The sequence below is a fragment of the Methanolobus sp. genome, assembly GCF_030682845.1.
Lineage (GTDB): Archaea > Halobacteriota > Methanosarcinia > Methanosarcinales > Methanosarcinaceae > Methanolobus.
On the sequence record NZ_JAUXNK010000063.1, the window covers coordinates 1 to 19793 of the forward strand.

Below are 19793 nucleotides of genomic sequence, written 5' to 3' on the forward strand. Positions count from 1 at the left end.
CACGCTGTCAATAAGTGTAGCAGTGTTCGTTTCCATAGGAATGGCCAAACTGGTGTATGGGATTCCCTTCCTTTACATTATTGTACCAGGCTATCTTCTTGCTATAGTGCTGATGTGGCTTTCGGATAAGGATTTCATAGCAATTGCCTTTGACGCGGGAGGAGTAGCTACAGGCCCCATGGCCGTCACTTTCCTCATGTCCATGGCCGTTGGTGTGGCATCAGCCCAGGAGGGCAGGGATCCCGTAATTGATGGTTTCGGTATGATAGCACTAATAGCGCTGGCACCCATCATCTTTGTAATGCTTTTAGGCGTATATATACGATATATAGGAGGTAAGGATAATGTCTAATGAAAATGATCTGGTCCTGATAGTAACAATAGTAAAAAAAGGGTGGGGTGACAAGGTTGTAAAAGCATCCCGTAAAGCAGGAGCCAGAGGAGGAACAATTATCTTTGGGCGCGGCACAGGTGTCCATGAGAACAAAAGTCTCCTTGGCATGCTGATAGAACCGGAAAAAGAGATCGTGCTCACTTTAACGGAATCTACAAGTGCTGACAGCATAGTTGAATTCATCAGTACGGATGTAGGTCTAGACAAACCCGGATGCGGTCTGGGATTCGTGGTCCCTCTTGAAAGGGTGTTCGGAACTGCCCATATCTTGTGTGATTTGCATCAGCAGTGTGATCTCCATTCTCCTGTGGCAGACGAAGAAGTTAGCGACCGAAGGGATAAAACTTAATTCATTATCAATCAGCTGTAACTGATAGTTTTACTTCCCTATATTAGTAATTCTGAATCTGTACCTTAATTTGATTTTTCATCGCCCCTCTGATGTGGAATAAATTAGAGGGCCATAACAGCAAGTTATTTATCTTTTTGCCATCTCTTTGTTCCTATGGCTGAAGAGCAGTGGTGTAGTATCCATTCAGAGGATGCCTTTATGTTATTCAATAGCCATCCTGAGGGCTTAAGTCAGGAAGAGGCTGAGATCAGGCTTGCGCGGGATGGATATAATGAAGTATCGTCTAAACAGGAACATGGTTCTGTTTATCGTTTCTTCAAGCAGTTCGCAAGTCCTCTGATATATTTGCTGCTCATAGCTGCTGCAATAACATTCTATTTGGAACTGTATGTTGACGCAATCGTTATCCTGCTTGTGGTCCTGGCAAATGCGATAATAGGTTTTATACAGGAAGGAAAGGCCCAGCATGCCCTTGAATCCCTTTCTAAGCTACTGGTGCCTGAAGCAAGAGTCCTGAGGGGTGGCATCAGCAATATGCTGCCAAGCAGGGAGCTCGTTGTAGGCGATGTGGTGCTGCTGGAAGCAGGGGACAGAGTGCCTGCTGATTTGCGCCTTTTCTATGTTAAGAACCTGAGGGCAGATGAATCCATATTGACCGGGGAATCTGTTCCGGTGGAAAAAAACACTGCTGCTATTGATACAGGATGTGCTTCCTTTGGTGACCAGAAGAATGTTTCCTTTGCAGGAACCTTGATCAACCAGGGCCTGGGCAGAGGTATCGTTGTGGCCACAGGCAATGCGACCCAGATAGGCAGGATATCCGAGTTCATCAGGGAAAGCAAGGAGATATCCACCCCCCTCCTACGTAAATTGTCGCGTATGAGCGTGGTTTTATCAGTTGTGATCGTGGCAATCGCTTCGCTTACTTTTGCAATAGGCTTATTGAGAGGATATGATACTGTTGAGATCTTCATGGCTTCTGTAAGTCTTGCCGTTGCAGTAATCCCTGAAGGCTTGCCTGCGGTCATAACCATATCCATGGCTATAGGCGTAAACAGGATGGCTGCAAAGAACACTATCATTCGGACCGTACCAGCGGTCGAGACACTTGGCAGCGCCACTGTCATCTGTACCGACAAGACCGGTACCCTCACAAAGAATCAGATGACTGTGACCCAGGTGTATGCTGCCGGTAAGCTTTACGATGTCACCGGTACCGGTTACCTTCCAGAGGGTGAGTTCCTGCTGGATGGGTCCAGGACTGACCCTGCAAATGATAACGCTCTCATGGAAACGCTCAAAGCGGGTGCTTTGTGTAATGACGCATCTTTCCGGGGTGTGGATAATATCGACGGAGACCCCACCGAAGGTGCGCTGCTCATATCCGGTCTGAAAGCCGGGAAGTTCTACCTCCCACGGGAGGATATTGTGCCTTTTGAGCCGGAAGAGAGATTCATGGCTACATTGCATAAGAAAGAGGACGGCTCAAAGGTAATTTATGTGAAAGGTTCCCCTGAAAAGATTCTGAGTATGTGTGTTTCACAGTTTGACGGGCAGCGCACCGGTCCCGTGGACACGCAAGGCGTCTCCCATGCAGCTGAACAGATGGCCTCGGATGCGCTGAGGGTGCTGGGTATGGCATATAAGGATGTGCCTGCAGATGTGGAAAGGATAGAAGCGGAGGATATCGGGGACCTTATATTTGTTGGTCTGCAGGGCATGATGGATCCCCCCAGGGATGGGGTAATGGAAGCTGTAGCGAACTGCAAGCTAGCAGGTATCAGAGTTATAATGATCACAGGGGATCACCTGAGAACAGCCTATGCCATTGCCACTAAGATAGGCATCGAAACAGAGGGTGCCCTTTCCGGAAAAGATATAGAGGAAATGTCCGATGAGCATCTGGGCCAGCGCTTAGGTTCAGTCTCTGTGTTCGCAAGGACTTCTCCCGAGGATAAACTAAGGATAGTTAAGATCCTCAAAGAGATGGGAGAGGTGGTCGCAGTCACCGGCGATGGTATAAATGATGCTCCTGCTCTCAAAACCGCAGACATTGGAATCGCCATGGGACTCACAGGCACCGAGGTTGCAAAAGAAGCTTCCAATATGGTACTTGCTGACGATAATTTCTCCTCTATAGTATCGGCTATAGAGGAAGGCAGGGATGTCTACAGCAAGATACAGAAGATACTGCTATGGACACTGCCCACAAACGGAGGGCAGGGTCTTTTGATAGTACTCGCAGTGATTCTGGGACTTACATTGCCTCTGGTGCCGCTGCAGATACTGTGGCTCAACACAGTCACAGCGATCGGCCTTGGTGTTCCCATAACCATGGAGCCAAAGGAAAGGGGTATCCTGAAAAGGCCTCCAAGACCTCCCAGTGAGCCTATACTTATCTCTCTGATCAAGAGAAGGGTTATATTTGTCTCGCTTTTGATTGTTGCAGGCGCATACCTGACTTTTTTCATGAAACTGGATAGTAACATGGAAAATCTGGATGCAGCACGTACTGTTGCTCTGAACACCATAGTATTCTTCCAGATATTCTATCTGTTCAACTCCAAATCCCTGCATGAATATGTATTCAGGGACCTGCTGTCAAATAAGTTTATGCTGCTGGGTATTGCTATCGTGCTATTCCTGCAGCTGGTAATTACTTATGAGCCTACCATTAACTCTGTTTTTTCCACAGCACCTATACTGGCAGCAGACTGGCTGATGATAATACTTGTATCCAGTACAGTATTCTTCCTGATAGAGTTTGAGAAATATCTTTACAAAAAAGGATATCTTTCATAAGGCCTGAGATTGCTTCCCTGGGCAGGGATGTCACACGTTTCCGGCAGGAAAGACTTATTTCCTGCGCAGGAAACTCTCATCGATCGGGTAATAATCTGTGGCAGAATTGATAAGCTCTGAAGCCGTGTTCCTCTCGAAGGAGTACACTTCAACGCGCACACCGGAAGCTTTCAGATGGTTCACAAGGGCCGTAAAGTCACCATCTCCACTCACGAGTGCCACAGTATCTATTTTATGGGAAATGGATATTGCATCTATTGCGATTCCCATATCCCAGTCGCCTTTAGTGGAACCGTCAGGACGTATCTTCAATTGCTTTGTCCTGACCTCCCATCCTATGCTTTTTAGCAGGTACTTGAATCCGGACTGATCGACCTCCTCGGTCTCGACAAGGTAAGCTATTGCCCTTACAAGCGGCCTGCCCTTGAGAACAGCAGCCAGCAATTTATCATAGTCCAGCCTGCTGTCGTAATAGTTATTTCTGGCAGAATAGAACATATTCTGTACATCAGCAAACACAGCCATCCTCTGGTTCTTAAATGGTGCATCTCCGTTTTGAGAAGTATACATAATTCAACTCCGACAATATCTTGATAATATATCTTCCTATTAGTCTCTGTAATATATAATAACATTCTATTCTGATGGTATGTTATGTAAACAGTGATATGTGGACCCCCTTATTTCCAGTGGAAAATACATATATTGCCAAAAATTATATTATATGCTTAAAATTATATTTGATAAATTATATCTATGGGTACCGGCAGTCAAATACTTTTTAATATGGCCCACAGAAGCGATTTATGCATCTATATATTTTATCCTACAATACTTATTTAAATGTATATTACATTATATCGCACCATCGATATGGAACTTAAAAACGGCCACCACTCCTACCTTGAACTGATCATTGCATGTACGATCTTTGGTTCAAGCGGTATCTTTTTGAAACATATCCATGGGATGGAAGTAAGCTCTATTATATTTTACAGGCTTCTGTTCGGTTTCTCGTTACTGGTTGTGTACCTGCTCGTAATGAAAAGATACGATGTTTTCCGGCTGGATAAAAAGAAGTGGTATATGCTGCTTATAGGCGTATTCAATGTAATTACCGCATACTCATATTTCAGATCGATCGGTTATATCGGGCTTTCCACTGCTGTCCTTCTGCTCTACACTGCCCCTGTATATGTAACACTTTTATCCCCTCTTTTCCTGCGGGAGAAGATAACCATGCGCGGATTGATGTCTCTTTCCCTGTCACTTCTGGGTATCATGTTAGTGGTAACTCCTGTGGGGGGGCTTTTTGGAGGCGGCACCAACCTTCTGCCGGGAGTGTTATTCGGGCTCATGTCCGGTCTTTCTTACAGCGGCACCATAATGACAGTCAGCTATTTGAAAACAGATTATTCCGGCATGTCACAGCTTTTCTGGTCAGCGCTAATCAGTTTGCTTATATTGCTGCCATTTGGCAGCAGGGTACCGGGAGAGGTCCTTGAGCTAAACCTTCCTGTATTGATAATGTTCGGTATTGTGACAACGGCATTTGCATCTCTGCTCTATCTTAACAGTGCTGCAAAGATCCCCGCGCAGACAGTAAGCGTACTGGCATTACTCGAACCGGTAAGCGGTATAATACTAGGCTCCATTTTCCTGCATGAACCGATATTCATTAAAACCATGCAAGGGTGCGTGCTTATAATAATGGGGGCTTTAATAATGGTCTGGGATACCAGGACAATGCCAATTTATGGAATGAAAGACCCTTTTGTATCATTTCAGGCAGCCATGAGATTAAGGATATTGAGTATCCCGCGAATTATTTCGATGTGGTTATCCGGAAAATATTGAAGTTGTATAAGGCATTAAGATCACACATTAATTTCCTGAATGTGCAGCGCGGAGTTGCCTGTGAATATGAACTCTAAAAAATGGTAGTACCTGCCGGGAAAGCAGGTACTGAATGCTATCTGCTTTAAGTGCGCTTTCTGGCCACCCACAGTGCTACAGCGAGTACTGCCATCAAGGCTATAACAATACCAGCTGCAGGTATTCCCTGACTCTCTTCAATTTCAAAGTTGCCATTCAGGGTGCCGATAGTTACATTGTAGATACCTGCTTCTTCCATGCTCACTGTGAAACTCACAGTCTCTTCCTGATCAGGGTCCAGTATAATTCGTTGAGATGCCTCAACGTTCCCGTTAATGAGAAGCTGCACATCTTCCTCCCCTGTTTCTGTGCCGATATTCCTTACAGTGGCAGAAATGGTCACATCGTCACCTGTTTCTGCAAGAAGTGGCTCAATGGTAAGGTTCGAATAAGAGTACCTTGCTTCCGGACCCTGCACCTCGATGTTCAATTCAGCTTCAAGGTACTGGTCAGAAGAAGTACTTATCCTGTGTATTCCCGCATCCATTGTTGTATGGTTGACCATGCCGTCAGTGCCGGTGGTTCCAACCAGCCTGCCATCATAAAGCACTTCCACATCTCCCACAGGTCTGCCATCTATCAGTGTTGTCACAGATATGTTAATGTTGTCTCCGACATTTACCTCCGAAGGCGATACTCCGATAGCGAGTCTCCTGCTGACATCATCAGGGGATATGACCTCGACTTCAGTGCTTCCAGTGGCAAATCCCTGCCTCTCTGCTGTGACAGTGAATGTACCCACTGTTGTAGGAGTGAATGAGATGGTGCCGTTGGCAGATGTATTACCAACCTCTGTATTTGCGAACATCACTACAGCGTTCTCTACTGCCGCTCCTCTTGAAGTGACCTCTATGTTCACCGGCCTGTTCTGTGCGATCGCTCTTGGAACGTTGATCTCAAGGGGGTCGGCATCAGCTGCTGTTGTGACCTGTACATACGGGTAGAATCTCACAGCGTTGGAATCTGCAACCATGAACCTTATGTTGTCCATGACTGAGATGCTGCTGTCTCTTGAAAGCGTGATGGAGCGGTCGCTTGTCATGACGATCTCATCAGAGGAAACGCTTGAAACTTCCATCCTTCCGAAAGTTTCACCGGATTCGACTTCTATGACGTTCTCTGATATCTGGAATATACCCTCGACAAATACGGCATTTGTTTCAGTACCCCTGAATATCTCCCGGAAATGCACGATTATTATCGGTATATCGTCAGTGTCACCAACATCTGCTTCATATACATAGTCGCCTCCGGAAGATATGATACCTGTATCCACTTCGCTTCCGTCCTTATCCAGTCTCACGAGCACTCTTGAGCCATCAAGATCCACCTCTTCGACTACCAGTGTGTATCCTTCCTCAAGTATAAGCGAAGAACCGGTGAACAGGGAAGCCCGGCTGTCGCTGTCTATAAGGACTTTGGAAAGCTGACCACCTGAAAGCAGGCTCTCATTACCCGTGAACCTGTTATCCACATAACCTGCAAAGTATTTCTCTGCAAGGAATCCAATGACATTGAAACTTCCCCAGGGTGTGTATTCAAAGCTCACTTGTTGTGGAACGCTCCGATAGACAAGGTCCCCTGAACCAATGGTCCTGCCACTAAGGCTGGTGATCTCCAGGGACTCCGTACCTACACCTTCATCAATATTATAGTAGAAGCCTTCAAAGTTAAGCGGTGTCCATGTAAATGCCTCACCCTCTACAACAGTTCCTCTCAGCTCATACGTTCCGGGCTGGGATATATCAACCACCGGACCGAATCTCAGAGTAGCGTCATCTGCAACGACAAACTGCAGTTTTCCCATGATAGTTGTGGTGCTTCCTCTTGTAAGCGGTATGGAATTTGGGTTATCCATGATGATCTCGTTCTCACTGAAGGACTGGACCTCCATCCGGCCAAACCTGTCTCCGGTTTCTATTTCCACATAGTTTTCCGATATCTGGAAAATGCCCTGTATGAATACGGCATTGGTTTCTGTTCCTCTGAATATCGTGCTGAAATGGACCGCTATCAGGGGAACATCTTCCTGTGTGCCCAGTTCAGCCTCGTAGACATAGTCAGTGTTCCCGGATATGATGGCAGTATCAACTATCTGTCCATCCTTGACAAGGTTCAGCAGCACGCTGTCACCACTGAGGTCCACTTCCACAATGTTGAGCCTGTAGCCTTCATTTAGAACGATGGCTGAGCCCGCAAAAACAGATCTCCTGTTATCTTCATCAATAAGGACCCTTGTGAGCTGCCCGTTGGATATCAGGCTTACATCATCATCTGTGAATTGCGTATTATTGGTATAACCTGCAAAGTATCGTTCTGCCATGAATCCTATGACCTGGTACGAACCCCAGGCGCTACGATCAAAATCAGTGTTTATGGGTGTCGTGGAATATTCCAGTGCTCCAGCAGGTATGGTCCTGCCGGTTGGGCTTTGGAGATCCACTGTCAGTGTTTCTGACCCTTCGCCCGTATCAAGGTCGAAATAGAATCCTGAATAACTGTGAGCTGTCCATGTATATTGCAGGGACAGGTTCTCATCCGCAGACCATATACGGTTTCCCGTAGTATTATTTTGAGCTGTGGCAGGCACTGACAGGACAATTGCCATTAAAACCAGTACACTTACCAGTAAAGATAAATTTATATATTTCTTCATGATAAACCCCTAACCTCAATAATCCTTCGTTCTTATGTTTAATAAGTTTATTCCAGAAAGAGAAGACAGCATCTTTTCTTAATTTTGCCAATTAAAAAAGTATGAATAGTTGAGGTATCAAAGTTTGGAACTTCTCTCTCGAAGCCTACCCCTCAACTGTAAAAGGTGTCATTCATTTTTGCTGCCGGATATACCGGGATTTAGCTTCCTGCAGTACTCTCACTGCTGTTTCCAGACCATCCCAGCCAATGATCTTCACGTGTTTGTGCTCCAAATGTTTATATGTCTCAAAAAAGTGCGGTATCTCCTTTAACAGGTGAGGCGGGACTTGTTCGATGGATTCGATATGGTTCCAGAGAGGGTCGCTTTCCGGAACACATAGTATCTTTTCATCTCTTCCCATATCATCTTCCATATCAAACAATGCAATAGGATGTACATCTATCAGGCACCCCGGAAATGTAGGTTCCCATGTCAATACCAGAACATCCAGGGGATCACCGTCAAGTGCCAGAGTATCGGGGAAAAAACCATAATCGCAAGGATAGACCATTGAAGAGAAAAGCATCCTGTCAAATTTGATCATCTTTTTTTCTTTATCATATTCATATTTGTTTCGGCTTCCTTTTGGAATCTCAATTATAACGCTTTCAACTTGCCTTTTAGTCATCTTAACACTCCTTGATCATTTTCTTGCAGCCTATATTTAAGTAACATTTTCTGGTTTCTATTTCTCAATTTCTTGTTCCGGTACGTAAGGTCTTGAGAATTTCGCTTCCACTCTTTCCCGGTGCAGTGTATTATATGTGCAGAACGGTATGACCTTTCCTTCAGGTGTTGCGTAATGTATCCCACATCTCTGTATCCTTTCAAGGTCCAGGTTGTACCTATCCTGGAAGTGCATAGCACCAAGGAAAAGACTCTCCCTGTGGAATTGTTTTACCACACTCTCCCCGCCTTCCCTCAGGACGTTAAGCAGCATTCTTGTTACGTTTACAGATTTAGGCTCTTTGTCCTTATCTATAAAACCTGGAACCCTGCGCAGTACTTTCGCCAGCACAAGCAGGTTCCTGCTATCGTGATTAAGCTCATGGGAAGCCTCATCGATCATCTCCATGAACCCTTCCTGCCGTCTTCTTCGAATATGGCAGCATCTATCAAATTCCCGCACAGAGGGCACACTGAGTAAGTATGTTCTTTCACATAGAGTCCCCACAATTAATACATTTATTACCCACAAATGAAATGTATGTAGTTGTTTTCGTAGTAATCTTATTTATCTCTTTGTAGTTTTTCTATCTTATACACTTCTAATAAATGTAACATCACTTCTTACTAATTTATATGCGACAAAAAATAGATAGTTTCTTGCGAGAGGGGATTGGGGAATTAGTATTACGGGTCAACGGCATGGCAATAGTTGCAGGAGCAGGTCGTGCTTTGTCTCTAACATTAAATACCAAACTTTCCACGAAACATTACCACATCGCTTGTTCTCTCTCGCCAATCATCATATCTCGTATGCATATTGCATCTGCCGGGATTAAGGCAGCTTATCTATCTTACTTACATATTGGCCGGAGGGATTATGAGTACCAATAATATGCGGATTATCATGCCTGCAGACAGGATGATAAACAAGAAAGTGATAAATCCTAAGGGTGAGGACCTTGGCAAAGTTAAAGAAATAATGATAGATATGAGATATGGCAGGGTCGCATATGCAGTGCTGACGTTCAGCGGCCTGTTCGGTATCGCGGAAAAGTTGTTTGCAGTTCCATGGAAATCGCTTGTGCTTCGCGGGGAGGATGATACTTTTGTTCTGAACGTTGAGAAGAGCATCCTGGAGGATTCGGTGGGGTTTGACCGTGCCAACTGGCCTCTTGCAACTGAAAGGCGATGGCTTTGCGATCTCTATGAAGAGTATAAGTGTGAGCCGTACTGGACGGATTGATACCGCTTCAGTACCTGCTGTACCTGCTCTTTACCTGTTTTTCTTCCCCGGTCGCACCCATGTAAATGAATATAGCTATCAGCACGAGCCAGAAGCTTATCAGTAATCCTATGATCCCCATGATAATAGCAAGTATCTTTCCCACAGTCGCTGCTTTTTCAGTGGCCTCCACAAATCCCATGCGTGTGGCAAGCAATGCTCTTAGTATCCTTCCACCGTCCATCGGGAAAGCAGGGATAAGATTGAACATCGCAAGAATTACATTGATGTAGCCCAGTATGAATATCACCAAAAATATTGCACTTCCTTCTGCAGTGCTTACAGCCGGATTCAAGATATAATTTACACCAAGAAGGAAAACTCCCATTATAAGACTGGAAAAGGGGCCGGCAAATGCCATAGTGGCTTCTTTTACAGGGTTTGTTAACTGACCTTCGATTGCTGATACTCCGCCTATAAGATATAGTGATATTTCCCTTACATTGGTCCCATACCTTAAGGAGAGGTATGAATGGGCCAGTTCATGGACAAGCACGGAAGCGAACAGGAGTATTGCTGTGGCAAAGGCAAGTGCATACCTCAGTATATCAGGTCCCACTCCCGCGAATCCATAAGGTTCGGGTTGCTGGGCGAATATCCATGCAAAGAAAGGCAGTACGAACAGGAATGATATGTGTATCTTGATCGGTATGCCAAATATCCTGGCTATCTGAAGTGAATTCCTCATAATATGCTTCCCTTTATACTATTTTTCATTCGATTTCCCGCACTGATGTCCATTATCAATGCATGCCTTATCCTGTTTTATACTTTTCTTGCGTTTTCCGTGATACCATACTAACAATATATCAATGAATTCATGTGTTCTTCCTGATCAGAGGAAATACATCCTCAGCATAGGATTTGATAAACCCAAGCTCATCGGGACCCGCATAATGGATATAGATATGAGTGAAACCTAAATCTACATATTGCTTGACGTACCTAGCCTGCTCTTCAGGGTCTGGTGTGATACAGGCCTTCTGTTTCAGAATATCGTAGCCCACGACTTCACCATTCTGCTGGGACATTTCAGGGGTATATATCTTATTGGTGAACAGCGCTGGAATAAATGAGCCAGCCCAGTACCTATGCATTTTTTCCATAGACTCTTCTAGACGGTCCCCATACGCCACAAAGAGTTCAACTGCACGTGGCATTTTAGTCAGATCCTTACCAGCACGTTTTGCTCCGTTCTCGAATTTCTCCATGATCTGCTTATATGCTTTCATTTTGGAGCCACCAACTGTGAGCAAACCGTCTCCGTGGTATCCTGCAAACTGTGCACTCTCAGGCACCATGGTGGAAATGTAGATTGGGATATCCTGGGCAGGCAGTGTGTACAGCTTTGCCACCTGAGTGCAATAGTGCATGCCGTCAAAACTGACCTTCTCTCCGCTCCATAGTTCCCTTATGAGATGTATAGCTTCAGCCAGCATCTCCTGTCTTTCGTTGTATTCCGGCCATTCACATGTTACCGGATATTCATTGAGTGCTTCGCCGGTGCCCACTCCCAGATATGTACGCCCTCCGGCCAGGGAAGAAACAGTCGCAGCTGCCTGGGCAATAATGGCAGGGTTATATCTCAGTATCGGACATGTAAGGCCTGTCCCAAGCTCTATCTTTTTAGTCCTGGCAGCAGCAGCTCCCAGCCAGGTCCAGGTAAAACATGACTGCCCCTCCTCACTCCAGGGATGGAAATGATCACTGACGTCGATACTATCAAAACCGTTCTCTTCTGCTGCAATCGTCTGTCTGAGCATTTCGGAAGGTGTATACTGTTCCGGACCTATCTTGTAACCTAATTTTATCATTGCTGTACCCATTCCCCATTAATGCTTAATCTAAAATCCTTTAAATCCTATATTCATATCTGACTTTATTTAAGAATGAAGTAAACTAGCATCAGTAGCATTTTTGTGATAGTCACATCCGCACCCAGGTTGACTTCTATTTGTCTAACAATTGATTTGGCAGAGGAAGTACATGATCAGAGATTCACAGAAGCCGCATAATAGCTCCATATAAGAAGTGAAACTGCACCCAAAGATGTTATTATGACAAAGTGGATCGTAGCCTTGTGAAAAAGCTGGTCAGCACCCGTTAGTTTCATGTAGAGTGGTTTTGCCAGGGTACTTATTAGCCCCGCCATGACAGCGATCTGAGCAGCCAGAGGGTAAGAAATAGTACCGTTCAATGCAAGCGATGCCATCGAAACTGTTACTGCTGAGCTGCTTACGATTCCTCCGATAGCTGTTGCATAGATCCCTATTGAGCCTCCTTGAGTTTGGGCTATGTTTGCAACCAGTGTTATTAACATGAAGAGGATACCAAACTTTAATGCAGGCACGATAGCAAAAGGAGACCTCAGTTCTATGGTCTCATTGACTACTGTAGTTTTCCTTTTACGCCATACTATCATGAGGGTCACTATTAGCATTATAACAAAAGGAGGCAGCATGAGGACTGCCATCCTTCCGGAAGTGTCTACAAGGAAAGCAAAAGTTATGTCCCTTATGATCATCGAGACAATGGTCAGCAGCGCACCTGTGCATATATGGCCGGCTAAGGACGCTCTTCTCTTTGACAGGTTAGAGAGGGAAATAATCGCTGCTCCACTGCTTGCCAGTCCACCCAGGAATCCGGAGTAGGCTATTCCGCCGCGAGCTCCTATTTTCTTGAGCAGCACATAACTTACAAAACTGATGGAAGAGATAAGCACAATGATCATTATCGTTGATTTAAGGCTTATGATGCCAAAGACCGGCTCATCCGGAACTACCGGGTACAGGATGAAAGCTATAGCTATGAACTGCAGAGCGTCAATGATGTCCCTTTCAGAGAGGTTTTCAGCTAAGGAATGCAGAGGCTTCTTTTCAATGAGAAGGAATGTAACGATCACTGCTGTTACAATAGCGATTACGAACAAGTCTGCTGCAACGAGTATCCCTAGGAGGTAAGTACAAAATAGGGATATGGACGTGGTAAGGCCTGAACTACCCTGCACTATATTCATGTTGTATGCAAGGAAGATGCAGGTCACCCCTACGAATATCGTGGTGATCAGGAGGATCGAAGGTCCTGCATAGTCCATAAGGAACGCAGAGAGCATGCCTATGATACAGATGAGTGTGAAGGTTCTGACTCCTGCAAATATTTTTATGTCAGACCTAAGCCTTTCCCTCTCAAGACCTATGAGGATACCTATCATCAGTGAAATTATTATTTTCTGCACAAAGTCTACAATGAGTGGATCCAGACCAAACCTTAACGCTATATCTGCCATTGTATGTTCCCGTAGTTTCCAGCTTCTTTATCCGGTGAGTTCGTGCAGCTTGCAAGCCTCACAAATATTAAGATAAAACTCCTTTTTGAATTGATAAAGGTTTCCGGGAATCGTTGGCATTGAAATATTCGAATCACTTGAGGCTCTGTCTACCAAGTTAAACTTAAATAACATACCCAATAACAATCTATGGGGGATATGGGTTCTGGATCTGGATTCATTACATCAGCTTGCACATGATATGATTATGTTCAATGTATGTCTGTGTGGTTTGTAATGATAGCCAAGCCTATCTTTTCAAGTAGGGGGATTTATTAAATGGAGCATGGCGGGGTACCTAGATTATTATCGTCAGATATAGTTGAGGACGGAGTTTCAGTAGCAACGGCAGGAAATCTACATGAATTCCCAGATACCATAAAAGGCAGTGTACTTATTACTGCACAACAGCGCGACCGGGCACGGAACATGAGCGATTGGGCTAAGGATTATTACCGGATAAAGGTCAGGCCTAAGAACCAATTCTCTATCTTCAGGATAGAGCACCTGTCAGAGAATGACTCCATACAGATAACCGGCAAACTGGCCGATGGGTCATGGGGAACCCAGCAATGGCTGATCAATAAAGGTGATGTCCGACTTGAAAATGGGAAACTTGTTGCTGATGATGAGAGGATACAGGATGCAATAAATCATATGTATCGGTGAGATACCGGAATCTCATGGCGTGATCTCTGCATTTTGAGAATATATTTTGTTTTGGAGGGCCAATGAAGATAGTCGTTGCGGACCCGATAGTCCTGCATCTTCGATATCACAAATTGCTGGAAAGTATGGGTGAGCTTAAGGTCTATAACACCTGGCCATCATCGGATGATGAGCTTGTTGAGAGAGTAAAGGATGCAAGCATCGTAATTGTTGGCAGGTATGGCTTTCCTGCACGGGCCTTCGAGGAGGCTGAGAATCTCCGGATGGTTGCGGTATGGCAGACAGGCTATGACCATGTAGATCTTGACGCGGCCACAAAGAAAGGAATTGTGGTCTCAAACGTACCGGGCTATGCTTTTGACGCTGTTGCAGAGTTCGTTTTTGCTCAGGCACTGAATCTGTTGAGGCGCTTGCATGAAGCAGACCGCTCTCTCCGGGAAGGAGAATTCGAATGGCGGGATTACATCTGCAGAGCATATAGGGGCAACCAGCTTATGGGCAAAACCATAGGGGTCATCGGTGCAGGCAATATCGGGAAGCGGGTAATTGAGATCGCTCGTGGTTTCAAGATGGAGGTGCTGGCTTGTACTGCACATCCTGATCCTGAAAAAGAAAAGCAGCTTGGTGTCAGGTTCACGGATATGGACACTCTGCTTACCAGATCGGACATAGTTACATTGCATGTGCCACTCACACCTTCCACAGAGAAGATGATAGGAGCTGAAGAGCTGATGAAGATGAAGCGAACTTCCATACTCATCAATACTGCAAGAGGTGAAGTGGTCGATGAAGCAGCTCTGCTGAGTGCCTTGCGGGGTGGTCATATTGCAGCTGCCGGGCTTGATGTGTTCGAGGATGAACCCTTACCTTCCAATAGTCCGCTGCTTGGGCAGAGCAATGTGCTTCTGACGCCTCATATCGCATTCCTCTCAGAGGAATCTTTAGCTGAATGCACATCAGTGACCATGGACAATATCAGACTGTTCCTGCAGGGAAGCCCTCAGAACGTAGTGAATCCGGATGTGTTGCAAAAGAATCAGCGCCCTTGAGCCGTATATGGACAACCAGGAAATATGCTATATATAGGGTATATATCACCGTATAAATAATGTTACTAAGCGGCAGGAAAGTTTAAAAGTCATAGTAACCTAAATCTTAATGGGGAGTGATTTAAATGTTGTATTGGATAATTAGGATATTAATTGCCATAATAGTCCTTGTAATATTGTGGCAGATATTGCTGATATTGCTGTGAGGCTTGAGATTTGTTTTTCTGACAGACCATAGGCAAAGATGAAATCTGGAGTAGTTGAATGGGCCTTTAAAAAGTCATGCGAAGCATTCAACCTTTTTTCATGTGGGTATTATATTTGTTTTGCATAAATGCAAAGCTGGCCGTGGTCAGTGGGTATCTTGCCGATATCTTCGTTTCACTTGAGTTTTATTGACCAGACGTTTGCGCTTTTCTGCATGCATATCTTGTCTTCCCGTGCAAGCCACCCGATGGCCATGAAGACAGTCTGTGAATCAAAGCCGCTTTCCTTGAGTACTTTCTTCACATTGGCAAGATTGGACCCGCCATTCTCAAGCAGCCTGTAAACATGGCCGGCTGCATCTCCGATATTAAAACATGCTTCATCCATACTAATCACTTGACTTACTTCTTTATAAGCTTTTACAGAATGGTGCCGGGATTCCCTGCGCCAATATCCTCCACGCAGGCGCGCAGGATCTCAGCCACGCTCCATGCCTGTGAGATGCACCCGCCTGGTATGTGGGGTGCGTCACCGTCAAACACTTCGGAAATGGTTCCAATTCCTGCTTCTGCCAGATGCTCTTTCAGCGGTTCAAGCAGGACCATCATTTCCATTCTGCTCTTTTTTGAGTGTCCGTTCACCTTCATGTAAGCTGTTATATAAGGTCCGAGCAGCCAGGGCCAGACAGTCCCGTTATGATATGCCATGTCCCTGCTTTCCGTATTGCCCCGGTAGGTGCCTATATAGCCAGGGTCTGAAGGTGAGAGTGTCCTCAGTCCGTAAGGTGTCAGCAGTTCTTCCCTGACAACATTCAATATACTCTTTTCAAGCTTCGCAGAAAGCATTGTAAAAGGAAGCGACACGGCAAGGATTTGGTTTGGCCTTACTGAGACGTCTTTCTGATCAGTTTGGCCTGAGCTGCCGGAGTTGTCCGGGCCGGGGATGTAATCGTAGAGGCAGCTTCTGTCCTCATTCCAGAATTTTTCCTCAAAACTGCTCTTTGCAAGTTCTGCAGTTTCAAGGAATCCGGAAGTTTCCATACCAAGCTGATCCCCCAACGAAGACGCATGCATCAGGGTGTTGTACCAGAGGGCATTTATCTCGCATGCTTTTCCTTTACGGGGAGTGACCTCCCTGCTCCATACTTTTGCGTCCATCCAGGTAAGCTGTCCGCCTTGGGATATCAGGCCATCCTCCTCCATCCGGATGTCGTATTTTGTGCCCTTGCTGTAATATCCGATGATGTTCTCAATTGTATCCCACATGGTTCTGACGTAGTCCAGGTCGCCGGTATAGTCCAGGTATTTCCCGAGGGCATGAATAAACCACAGGGAAGCGTCCACTGTATTGTACACAGGTGGCTGGGCCGGGTCATCAGGGAAAAGGTTGGGTATAAGTCCCTTAGCGCAACTGGATGCGAATGTTGTGAGTATGTCCCTGGCAACATCAAACCTTCCGGTAACAAGTGTCAGGCCGGGCATTGCTATCATAGCATCCCTGCCCCAGTCTGCAAACCAGTGATAGCCCGCTATTATCGACTTTGAACCGGTGGACTGCCGGCTTACTATGAAAGAGTCTGCTGCAGCAGCAAGCCTGTTGAGGAAGATCCCGTCTTGTCCCGGGTCCGGAATGAGCTTATTCCTGCGCTGGAGTTCACTTTCAAATAACTGATCGACATCTTCTACACTCTCTATATCAAGGTGTTCTGTCACTGCAGCAGATGCAGAGATAAAGAAGGATGAATTCCCTTTTCCTATATCGGCCTCAAAATACCCGGGATTGAAGTTGTCCTCTTGATGTGGATAGCCTCTTGACCGTTCCTCTTTGTATTCCAGGTTATAATACCACCAGGCCTCCGGTATGAAAGCCATATCTGAATGTAATTCCAGTGTGCTCTGCCCGGCTCTGATAAAAGTGCCTGTTTTCTGCGGATTCTGCTCAAACTCAATATCTCCTGATTTTGTCAGTCCGTGTATGTTCCTGTTGTTCACAAGCGGGAATATCCTGAGTGCAGCGCTTCTACTATGCGGGTTTGAGATATCATAACGGATAACGGTCGTATTCTCCCCGTGAACCATCATTATGGTTTTTCTGAGTGCGATGTTTTCCGCAAGATATTGGCAGGCTGGAAAAGGCTCCGGAGAAAAGTCATGCAGGTAGCGGTAGCCTTCCGGGTATACAGTGCCGGGGTACTGGTGAACTGCAAGCTTATGTGTTTTTCCATTAACCTGTATCTCTTCGTCAAGGGACGAGAGTAACACTCTTCTGTTGATAGGGGGGTTCAGGGATGCTACCAGCAGACCATGATACTTCCGGGTGTTCATTCCGGTGACAGTGGATGAAGCATAACCTCCAAGGCCGTTGGTGATTATCCACTCTCTTTCAGTACCTTTTCTTAACCAAGGTCCTTTGTCAGTAGTGTCCATGGAAGTCCTTTGGGTGTAAAATCCGGCTTAAAGTAAAGCATGAACTATTGCAGACTATCAAGCATCAGTATGTTGTCGATCATAAGGGCACAGCTCCAGCTTAAAGGGATGGCCCAGGCAGGTTTTCCAGTATCCTTGTTTACCTGTTCTGGTAACAGTCCCGTACTTGTTGTGCCTCTGAGAGTCCAGTTTATATATTCAAGGGCCTCTTCAACCATTTTCCTGCACTCTTGTTCATCCCCTTTTCTCCGGGCTGACCCTGCAATCTCAAGCAAGGCTTTAGAGACCCAGAGTGTTGTTACAACCCAGGGATTGCCTTCAATATAATTATCGGTCTCGTAACGTTTTATCCCCTCATGGCCGTTCACATGAACTGCGAGCTTCTTCTCAATTGTACGTATAGTGGAAAGGATCATTTCCCTTTCGGTTTCATCATCTGCGTTAAGCATGCCAAATGGCATGAACGCTCCCAGGATGCTGGCATCGATCTCAGGGTCGAGCCTGCCGTCAACCCTGCCCCTTGCGAAATATCCTTCAGGCAGCCAGAACTCCCGGATAGTTGCTTCTTTAATCAGCCTGGCCCTTTCAAGCCATCTGTTTGCGAGTTCCTTCTCATTGTATCCTGAAGCCATGTTGGCAGCCCCGGCAAGGCCTCCGTATATGGCAGCGTTTGTGTAGGTGAATATACCTTTATATGATTCCCAGAGGCAGGTGCATGGTTCATGGAGACCGCCGACCGATCTCCTCATGAGATATTCGGCAGCCGGTAAAACACTTGGCCATATCTCGTTCAGGAAAGCGGTTCTGAGCGAAGGCTCCAGGCTTTGGTAATATCTGTCCATTGCAAAGAGTGTTGATCCTGTCTCATCTATCTGGGTGGAGAAACTGAAGTTCCCCCAGGAAGAACCAAGGCTACCATCCAGCCAGTAGCGCTGGAACCATGAACCATCGGACATCTGGGTCTTCCTGCACCATCTGAAGAAACGCAGGCAGTAGTCGGGATAACCGGCATTGAGAAGCGCAACCACAGTCTCAGCAGCATCCCTGTTCCAGCAGTAGCCATAGCCGCCACTCAATTCAAAATCATGGTCAAATTCAGGCGCCGCTACAAAAGAGCCTTCTTTGGGATCATTGAGAAGGGACAGGGTCAGTAAGGAACGGTTGAAAGCGTTGATAAGGTCCTCATGGCTCTTATCTGTGAGTTGTGGCAGTGTGATCGCTTTTTTTTGGGACAGCCAGCTGGTCTGGTCTTCATACTCCTTCTGTACCCTCCTTTCCACCGTCTCGTCGCTTATTGCTTTCATTTTACTGTAAAGCATCTCCCTTGTGGGTGCGGCACCGATAAAAATTGTTATCTCTTTAATTGAGCCCGGCCCGATATCCAGTTCCCATCCCAGGGCGCTGTTGAGTTGGCCTATCTCCTCGCGCTTGTTCTGTAATTGCCCGTCCTGCATGTCGTGCAGGGCATTGGTCCAGATATCCGAATCAAGCGCCCTGCCTATCTGCCATTCCCCGAACATGGGCTTTGAGGTGAGTCCCAGGTGATAGTTCCTCCTGTAATGGACAAGTATGCCGGAATCAGGGTCGCAAAAAGCGGAATTCTTTTTGAGCGTCTCTCCTGCCTGGAATTTCGAGTAATAGAAAAATTTACCCCTGAATCCTTCAGAAGCACTTATCCTGTAATTACGGACCAGTATGGGAAGAGTGGGATGCGTGATATCCAGAATATTCATGCTCAGCCCGTCGGTGCGACTGAGACGCGTGATAACAACATGTGTATCTTCGATGTAACTCTGGGTAACCTGCCATTCATGATCATTGGACCAGATAAGTCTCTTCCCGTCATGCAGGCATGCCTGGGACTCCTCTATGTGCTGGGCAAAGTCCCTGCCAGGATAGAAAAACCCGAAAATCTCTGCCTTCTTTCCCATGGTAATAAGCAGTTCCCTGTTACCAAGTATCGCGTTAGGTTGCCTTATCAAGCT

Annotated in this window: 17 protein-coding genes; 7 read left to right on the forward strand and 10 right to left on the reverse strand. The window is 45.9% G+C overall.

Going from position 1 to position 19793, the window contains the following annotated elements:
* The 3 genes from Q8J68_RS07275 to Q8J68_RS07285 all read left to right on the forward strand — a co-directional run.
* A partial coding sequence (locus Q8J68_RS07275; RefSeq protein ID WP_305310857.1) for a DUF1538 family protein occupies window positions 1-352 on the forward strand: 352 nt, incomplete at its 5' end.
* Entirely contained in the window at window positions 345-743 is a 399-nt protein-coding gene (locus Q8J68_RS07280; RefSeq protein WP_305310858.1) for a P-II family nitrogen regulator, read from the forward strand. The genes Q8J68_RS07275 and Q8J68_RS07280, both read left to right, overlap by 8 nt.
* 156 nt (window positions 744-899) lie before the next feature.
* On the forward strand, window positions 900-3548 hold the full coding sequence (locus Q8J68_RS07285) for an HAD-IC family P-type ATPase (RefSeq protein ID WP_305310859.1): 2649 nt from the start codon (window positions 900-902) through the stop codon (window positions 3546-3548).
* A gap of 54 nt (window positions 3549-3602) precedes the next feature.
* Here Q8J68_RS07285 and Q8J68_RS07290 read toward each other — a convergent pair whose 3' ends face one another.
* Window positions 3603-4118 (reverse strand): NYN domain-containing protein, encoded by a 516-nt coding sequence (locus tag Q8J68_RS07290; RefSeq protein WP_305310860.1) that lies wholly within the window; start codon window positions 4116-4118, stop codon window positions 3603-3605.
* A 273-nt stretch (window positions 4119-4391) separates the two neighbouring features.
* Between Q8J68_RS07290 and Q8J68_RS07295 the strand changes: the two genes are divergently transcribed.
* On the forward strand, window positions 4392-5405 hold the full coding sequence (locus Q8J68_RS07295; RefSeq protein WP_305310861.1) for a DMT family transporter: 1014 nt from the start codon (window positions 4392-4394) through the stop codon (window positions 5403-5405).
* 124 nt (window positions 5406-5529) lie between these two features.
* On the opposite strand, the gene Q8J68_RS07300 is transcribed toward Q8J68_RS07295, so the two are convergent.
* The 3 genes from Q8J68_RS07300 to Q8J68_RS07310 form a co-directional block, all read right to left on the reverse strand.
* Entirely contained in the window at window positions 5530-8139 is a 2610-nt protein-coding gene (locus tag Q8J68_RS07300) for an S-layer protein domain-containing protein (RefSeq protein WP_305310862.1), read from the reverse strand.
* 172 nt (window positions 8140-8311) lie between these two features.
* Complete coding sequence (locus tag Q8J68_RS07305; RefSeq protein WP_305310863.1) at window positions 8312-8809, reverse strand: inorganic diphosphatase; 498 nt, start codon at window positions 8807-8809, stop codon at window positions 8312-8314.
* 57 nt (window positions 8810-8866) lie between these two features.
* Window positions 8867-9256, reverse strand: a complete 390-nt coding sequence (locus tag Q8J68_RS07310; protein WP_305310864.1) for a hypothetical protein — start codon at window positions 9254-9256, stop codon at window positions 8867-8869.
* 471 nt (window positions 9257-9727) lie between these two features.
* On the opposite strand from Q8J68_RS07310, the gene Q8J68_RS07315 reads away from it, so the two are divergent.
* Complete coding sequence (locus Q8J68_RS07315) at window positions 9728-10093, forward strand: PRC-barrel domain-containing protein (RefSeq protein ID WP_305310865.1); 366 nt, start codon at window positions 9728-9730, stop codon at window positions 10091-10093.
* A 7-nt stretch (window positions 10094-10100) separates the two neighbouring features.
* On the opposite strand, the gene Q8J68_RS07320 is transcribed toward Q8J68_RS07315, so the two are convergent.
* The 3 genes from Q8J68_RS07320 to Q8J68_RS07330 all read right to left on the reverse strand — a co-directional run bounded on the left by Q8J68_RS07320 (window position 10101) and on the right by Q8J68_RS07330 (window position 13418).
* Window positions 10101-10820, reverse strand: coding sequence for a site-2 protease family protein (locus tag Q8J68_RS07320; protein ID WP_305310866.1), 720 nt, complete (start codon window positions 10818-10820; stop codon window positions 10101-10103).
* 130 nt (window positions 10821-10950) lie between these two features.
* Entirely contained in the window at window positions 10951-11946 is a 996-nt protein-coding gene (locus Q8J68_RS07325) for a TIGR03557 family F420-dependent LLM class oxidoreductase (protein WP_305310867.1), read from the reverse strand.
* A 176-nt stretch (window positions 11947-12122) separates the two neighbouring features.
* The gene (locus Q8J68_RS07330) at window positions 12123-13418 is read right to left on the reverse strand and encodes an MgtC/SapB family protein (protein ID WP_305310868.1); all 1296 of its coding nucleotides are present in this window, start codon (window positions 13416-13418) and stop codon (window positions 12123-12125) included.
* A gap of 318 nt (window positions 13419-13736) precedes the next feature.
* Between Q8J68_RS07330 and Q8J68_RS07335 the strand changes: the two genes are divergently transcribed.
* Entirely contained in the window at window positions 13737-14126 is a 390-nt protein-coding gene (locus tag Q8J68_RS07335) for a hypothetical protein (protein WP_305310869.1), read from the forward strand.
* Between the two features lie 62 nt (window positions 14127-14188).
* Window positions 14189-15175, forward strand: a complete 987-nt coding sequence (locus tag Q8J68_RS07340) for a 2-hydroxyacid dehydrogenase (RefSeq protein WP_305310870.1) — start codon at window positions 14189-14191, stop codon at window positions 15173-15175.
* A 381-nt stretch (window positions 15176-15556) separates the two neighbouring features.
* Here the strand turns inward: Q8J68_RS07340 and Q8J68_RS07345 are convergent, their stop codons facing one another.
* The 3 genes from Q8J68_RS07345 to Q8J68_RS07355 are packed head-to-tail and all read right to left on the reverse strand — an operon-like array spanning window position 15557 to window position 19790.
* Window positions 15557-15769, reverse strand: coding sequence for a winged helix-turn-helix domain-containing protein (locus Q8J68_RS07345; RefSeq protein WP_305310871.1), 213 nt, complete (start codon window positions 15767-15769; stop codon window positions 15557-15559).
* A gap of 32 nt (window positions 15770-15801) precedes the next feature.
* Complete coding sequence (locus Q8J68_RS07350) at window positions 15802-17808, reverse strand: amylo-alpha-1,6-glucosidase (RefSeq protein WP_305310872.1); 2007 nt, start codon at window positions 17806-17808, stop codon at window positions 15802-15804.
* 44 nt (window positions 17809-17852) lie between these two features.
* Window positions 17853-19790 (reverse strand): glycoside hydrolase family 15 protein, encoded by a 1938-nt coding sequence (locus Q8J68_RS07355; protein WP_305310873.1) that lies wholly within the window; start codon window positions 19788-19790, stop codon window positions 17853-17855.
* Between the last annotated feature and the right edge of the window lie 3 nt (window positions 19791-19793).

Bases quoted from the DNA above. Each gene is read 5' to 3' on its own strand.
- Q8J68_RS07280 (WP_305310858.1), top strand. From the start codon at position 345: ATGTCTAATGAAAATGATCTGGTCCTGATAGTAACAATAGTAAAAAAA.
- Q8J68_RS07285 (WP_305310859.1), top strand. From the start codon at position 900: ATGGCTGAAGAGCAGTGGTGTAGTATCCATTCAGAGGATGCCTTTATG.
- Q8J68_RS07290 (WP_305310860.1), bottom strand. From the start codon at position 4,118: ATGTATACTTCTCAAAACGGAGATGCACCATTTAAGAACCAGAGGATG.
- Q8J68_RS07295 (WP_305310861.1), top strand. From the start codon at position 4,392: ATGTATATTACATTATATCGCACCATCGATATGGAACTTAAAAACGGC.
- Q8J68_RS07300 (WP_305310862.1), bottom strand. From the start codon at position 8,139: ATGAAGAAATATATAAATTTATCTTTACTGGTAAGTGTACTGGTTTTA.
- Q8J68_RS07305 (WP_305310863.1), bottom strand. From the start codon at position 8,809: ATGACTAAAAGGCAAGTTGAAAGCGTTATAATTGAGATTCCAAAAGGA.
- Q8J68_RS07310 (WP_305310864.1), bottom strand. From the start codon at position 9,256: ATGGAGATGATCGATGAGGCTTCCCATGAGCTTAATCACGATAGCAGG.
- Q8J68_RS07315 (WP_305310865.1), top strand. From the start codon at position 9,728: ATGAGTACCAATAATATGCGGATTATCATGCCTGCAGACAGGATGATA.
- Q8J68_RS07320 (WP_305310866.1), bottom strand. From the start codon at position 10,820: ATGAGGAATTCACTTCAGATAGCCAGGATATTTGGCATACCGATCAAG.
- Q8J68_RS07325 (WP_305310867.1), bottom strand. From the start codon at position 11,946: ATGATAAAATTAGGTTACAAGATAGGTCCGGAACAGTATACACCTTCC.
- Q8J68_RS07330 (WP_305310868.1), bottom strand. From the start codon at position 13,418: ATGGCAGATATAGCGTTAAGGTTTGGTCTGGATCCACTCATTGTAGAC.
- Q8J68_RS07335 (WP_305310869.1), top strand. From the start codon at position 13,737: ATGGAGCATGGCGGGGTACCTAGATTATTATCGTCAGATATAGTTGAG.
- Q8J68_RS07340 (WP_305310870.1), top strand. From the start codon at position 14,189: ATGAAGATAGTCGTTGCGGACCCGATAGTCCTGCATCTTCGATATCAC.
- Q8J68_RS07345 (WP_305310871.1), bottom strand. From the start codon at position 15,769: ATGGATGAAGCATGTTTTAATATCGGAGATGCAGCCGGCCATGTTTAC.
- Q8J68_RS07350 (WP_305310872.1), bottom strand. From the start codon at position 17,808: ATGGACACTACTGACAAAGGACCTTGGTTAAGAAAAGGTACTGAAAGA.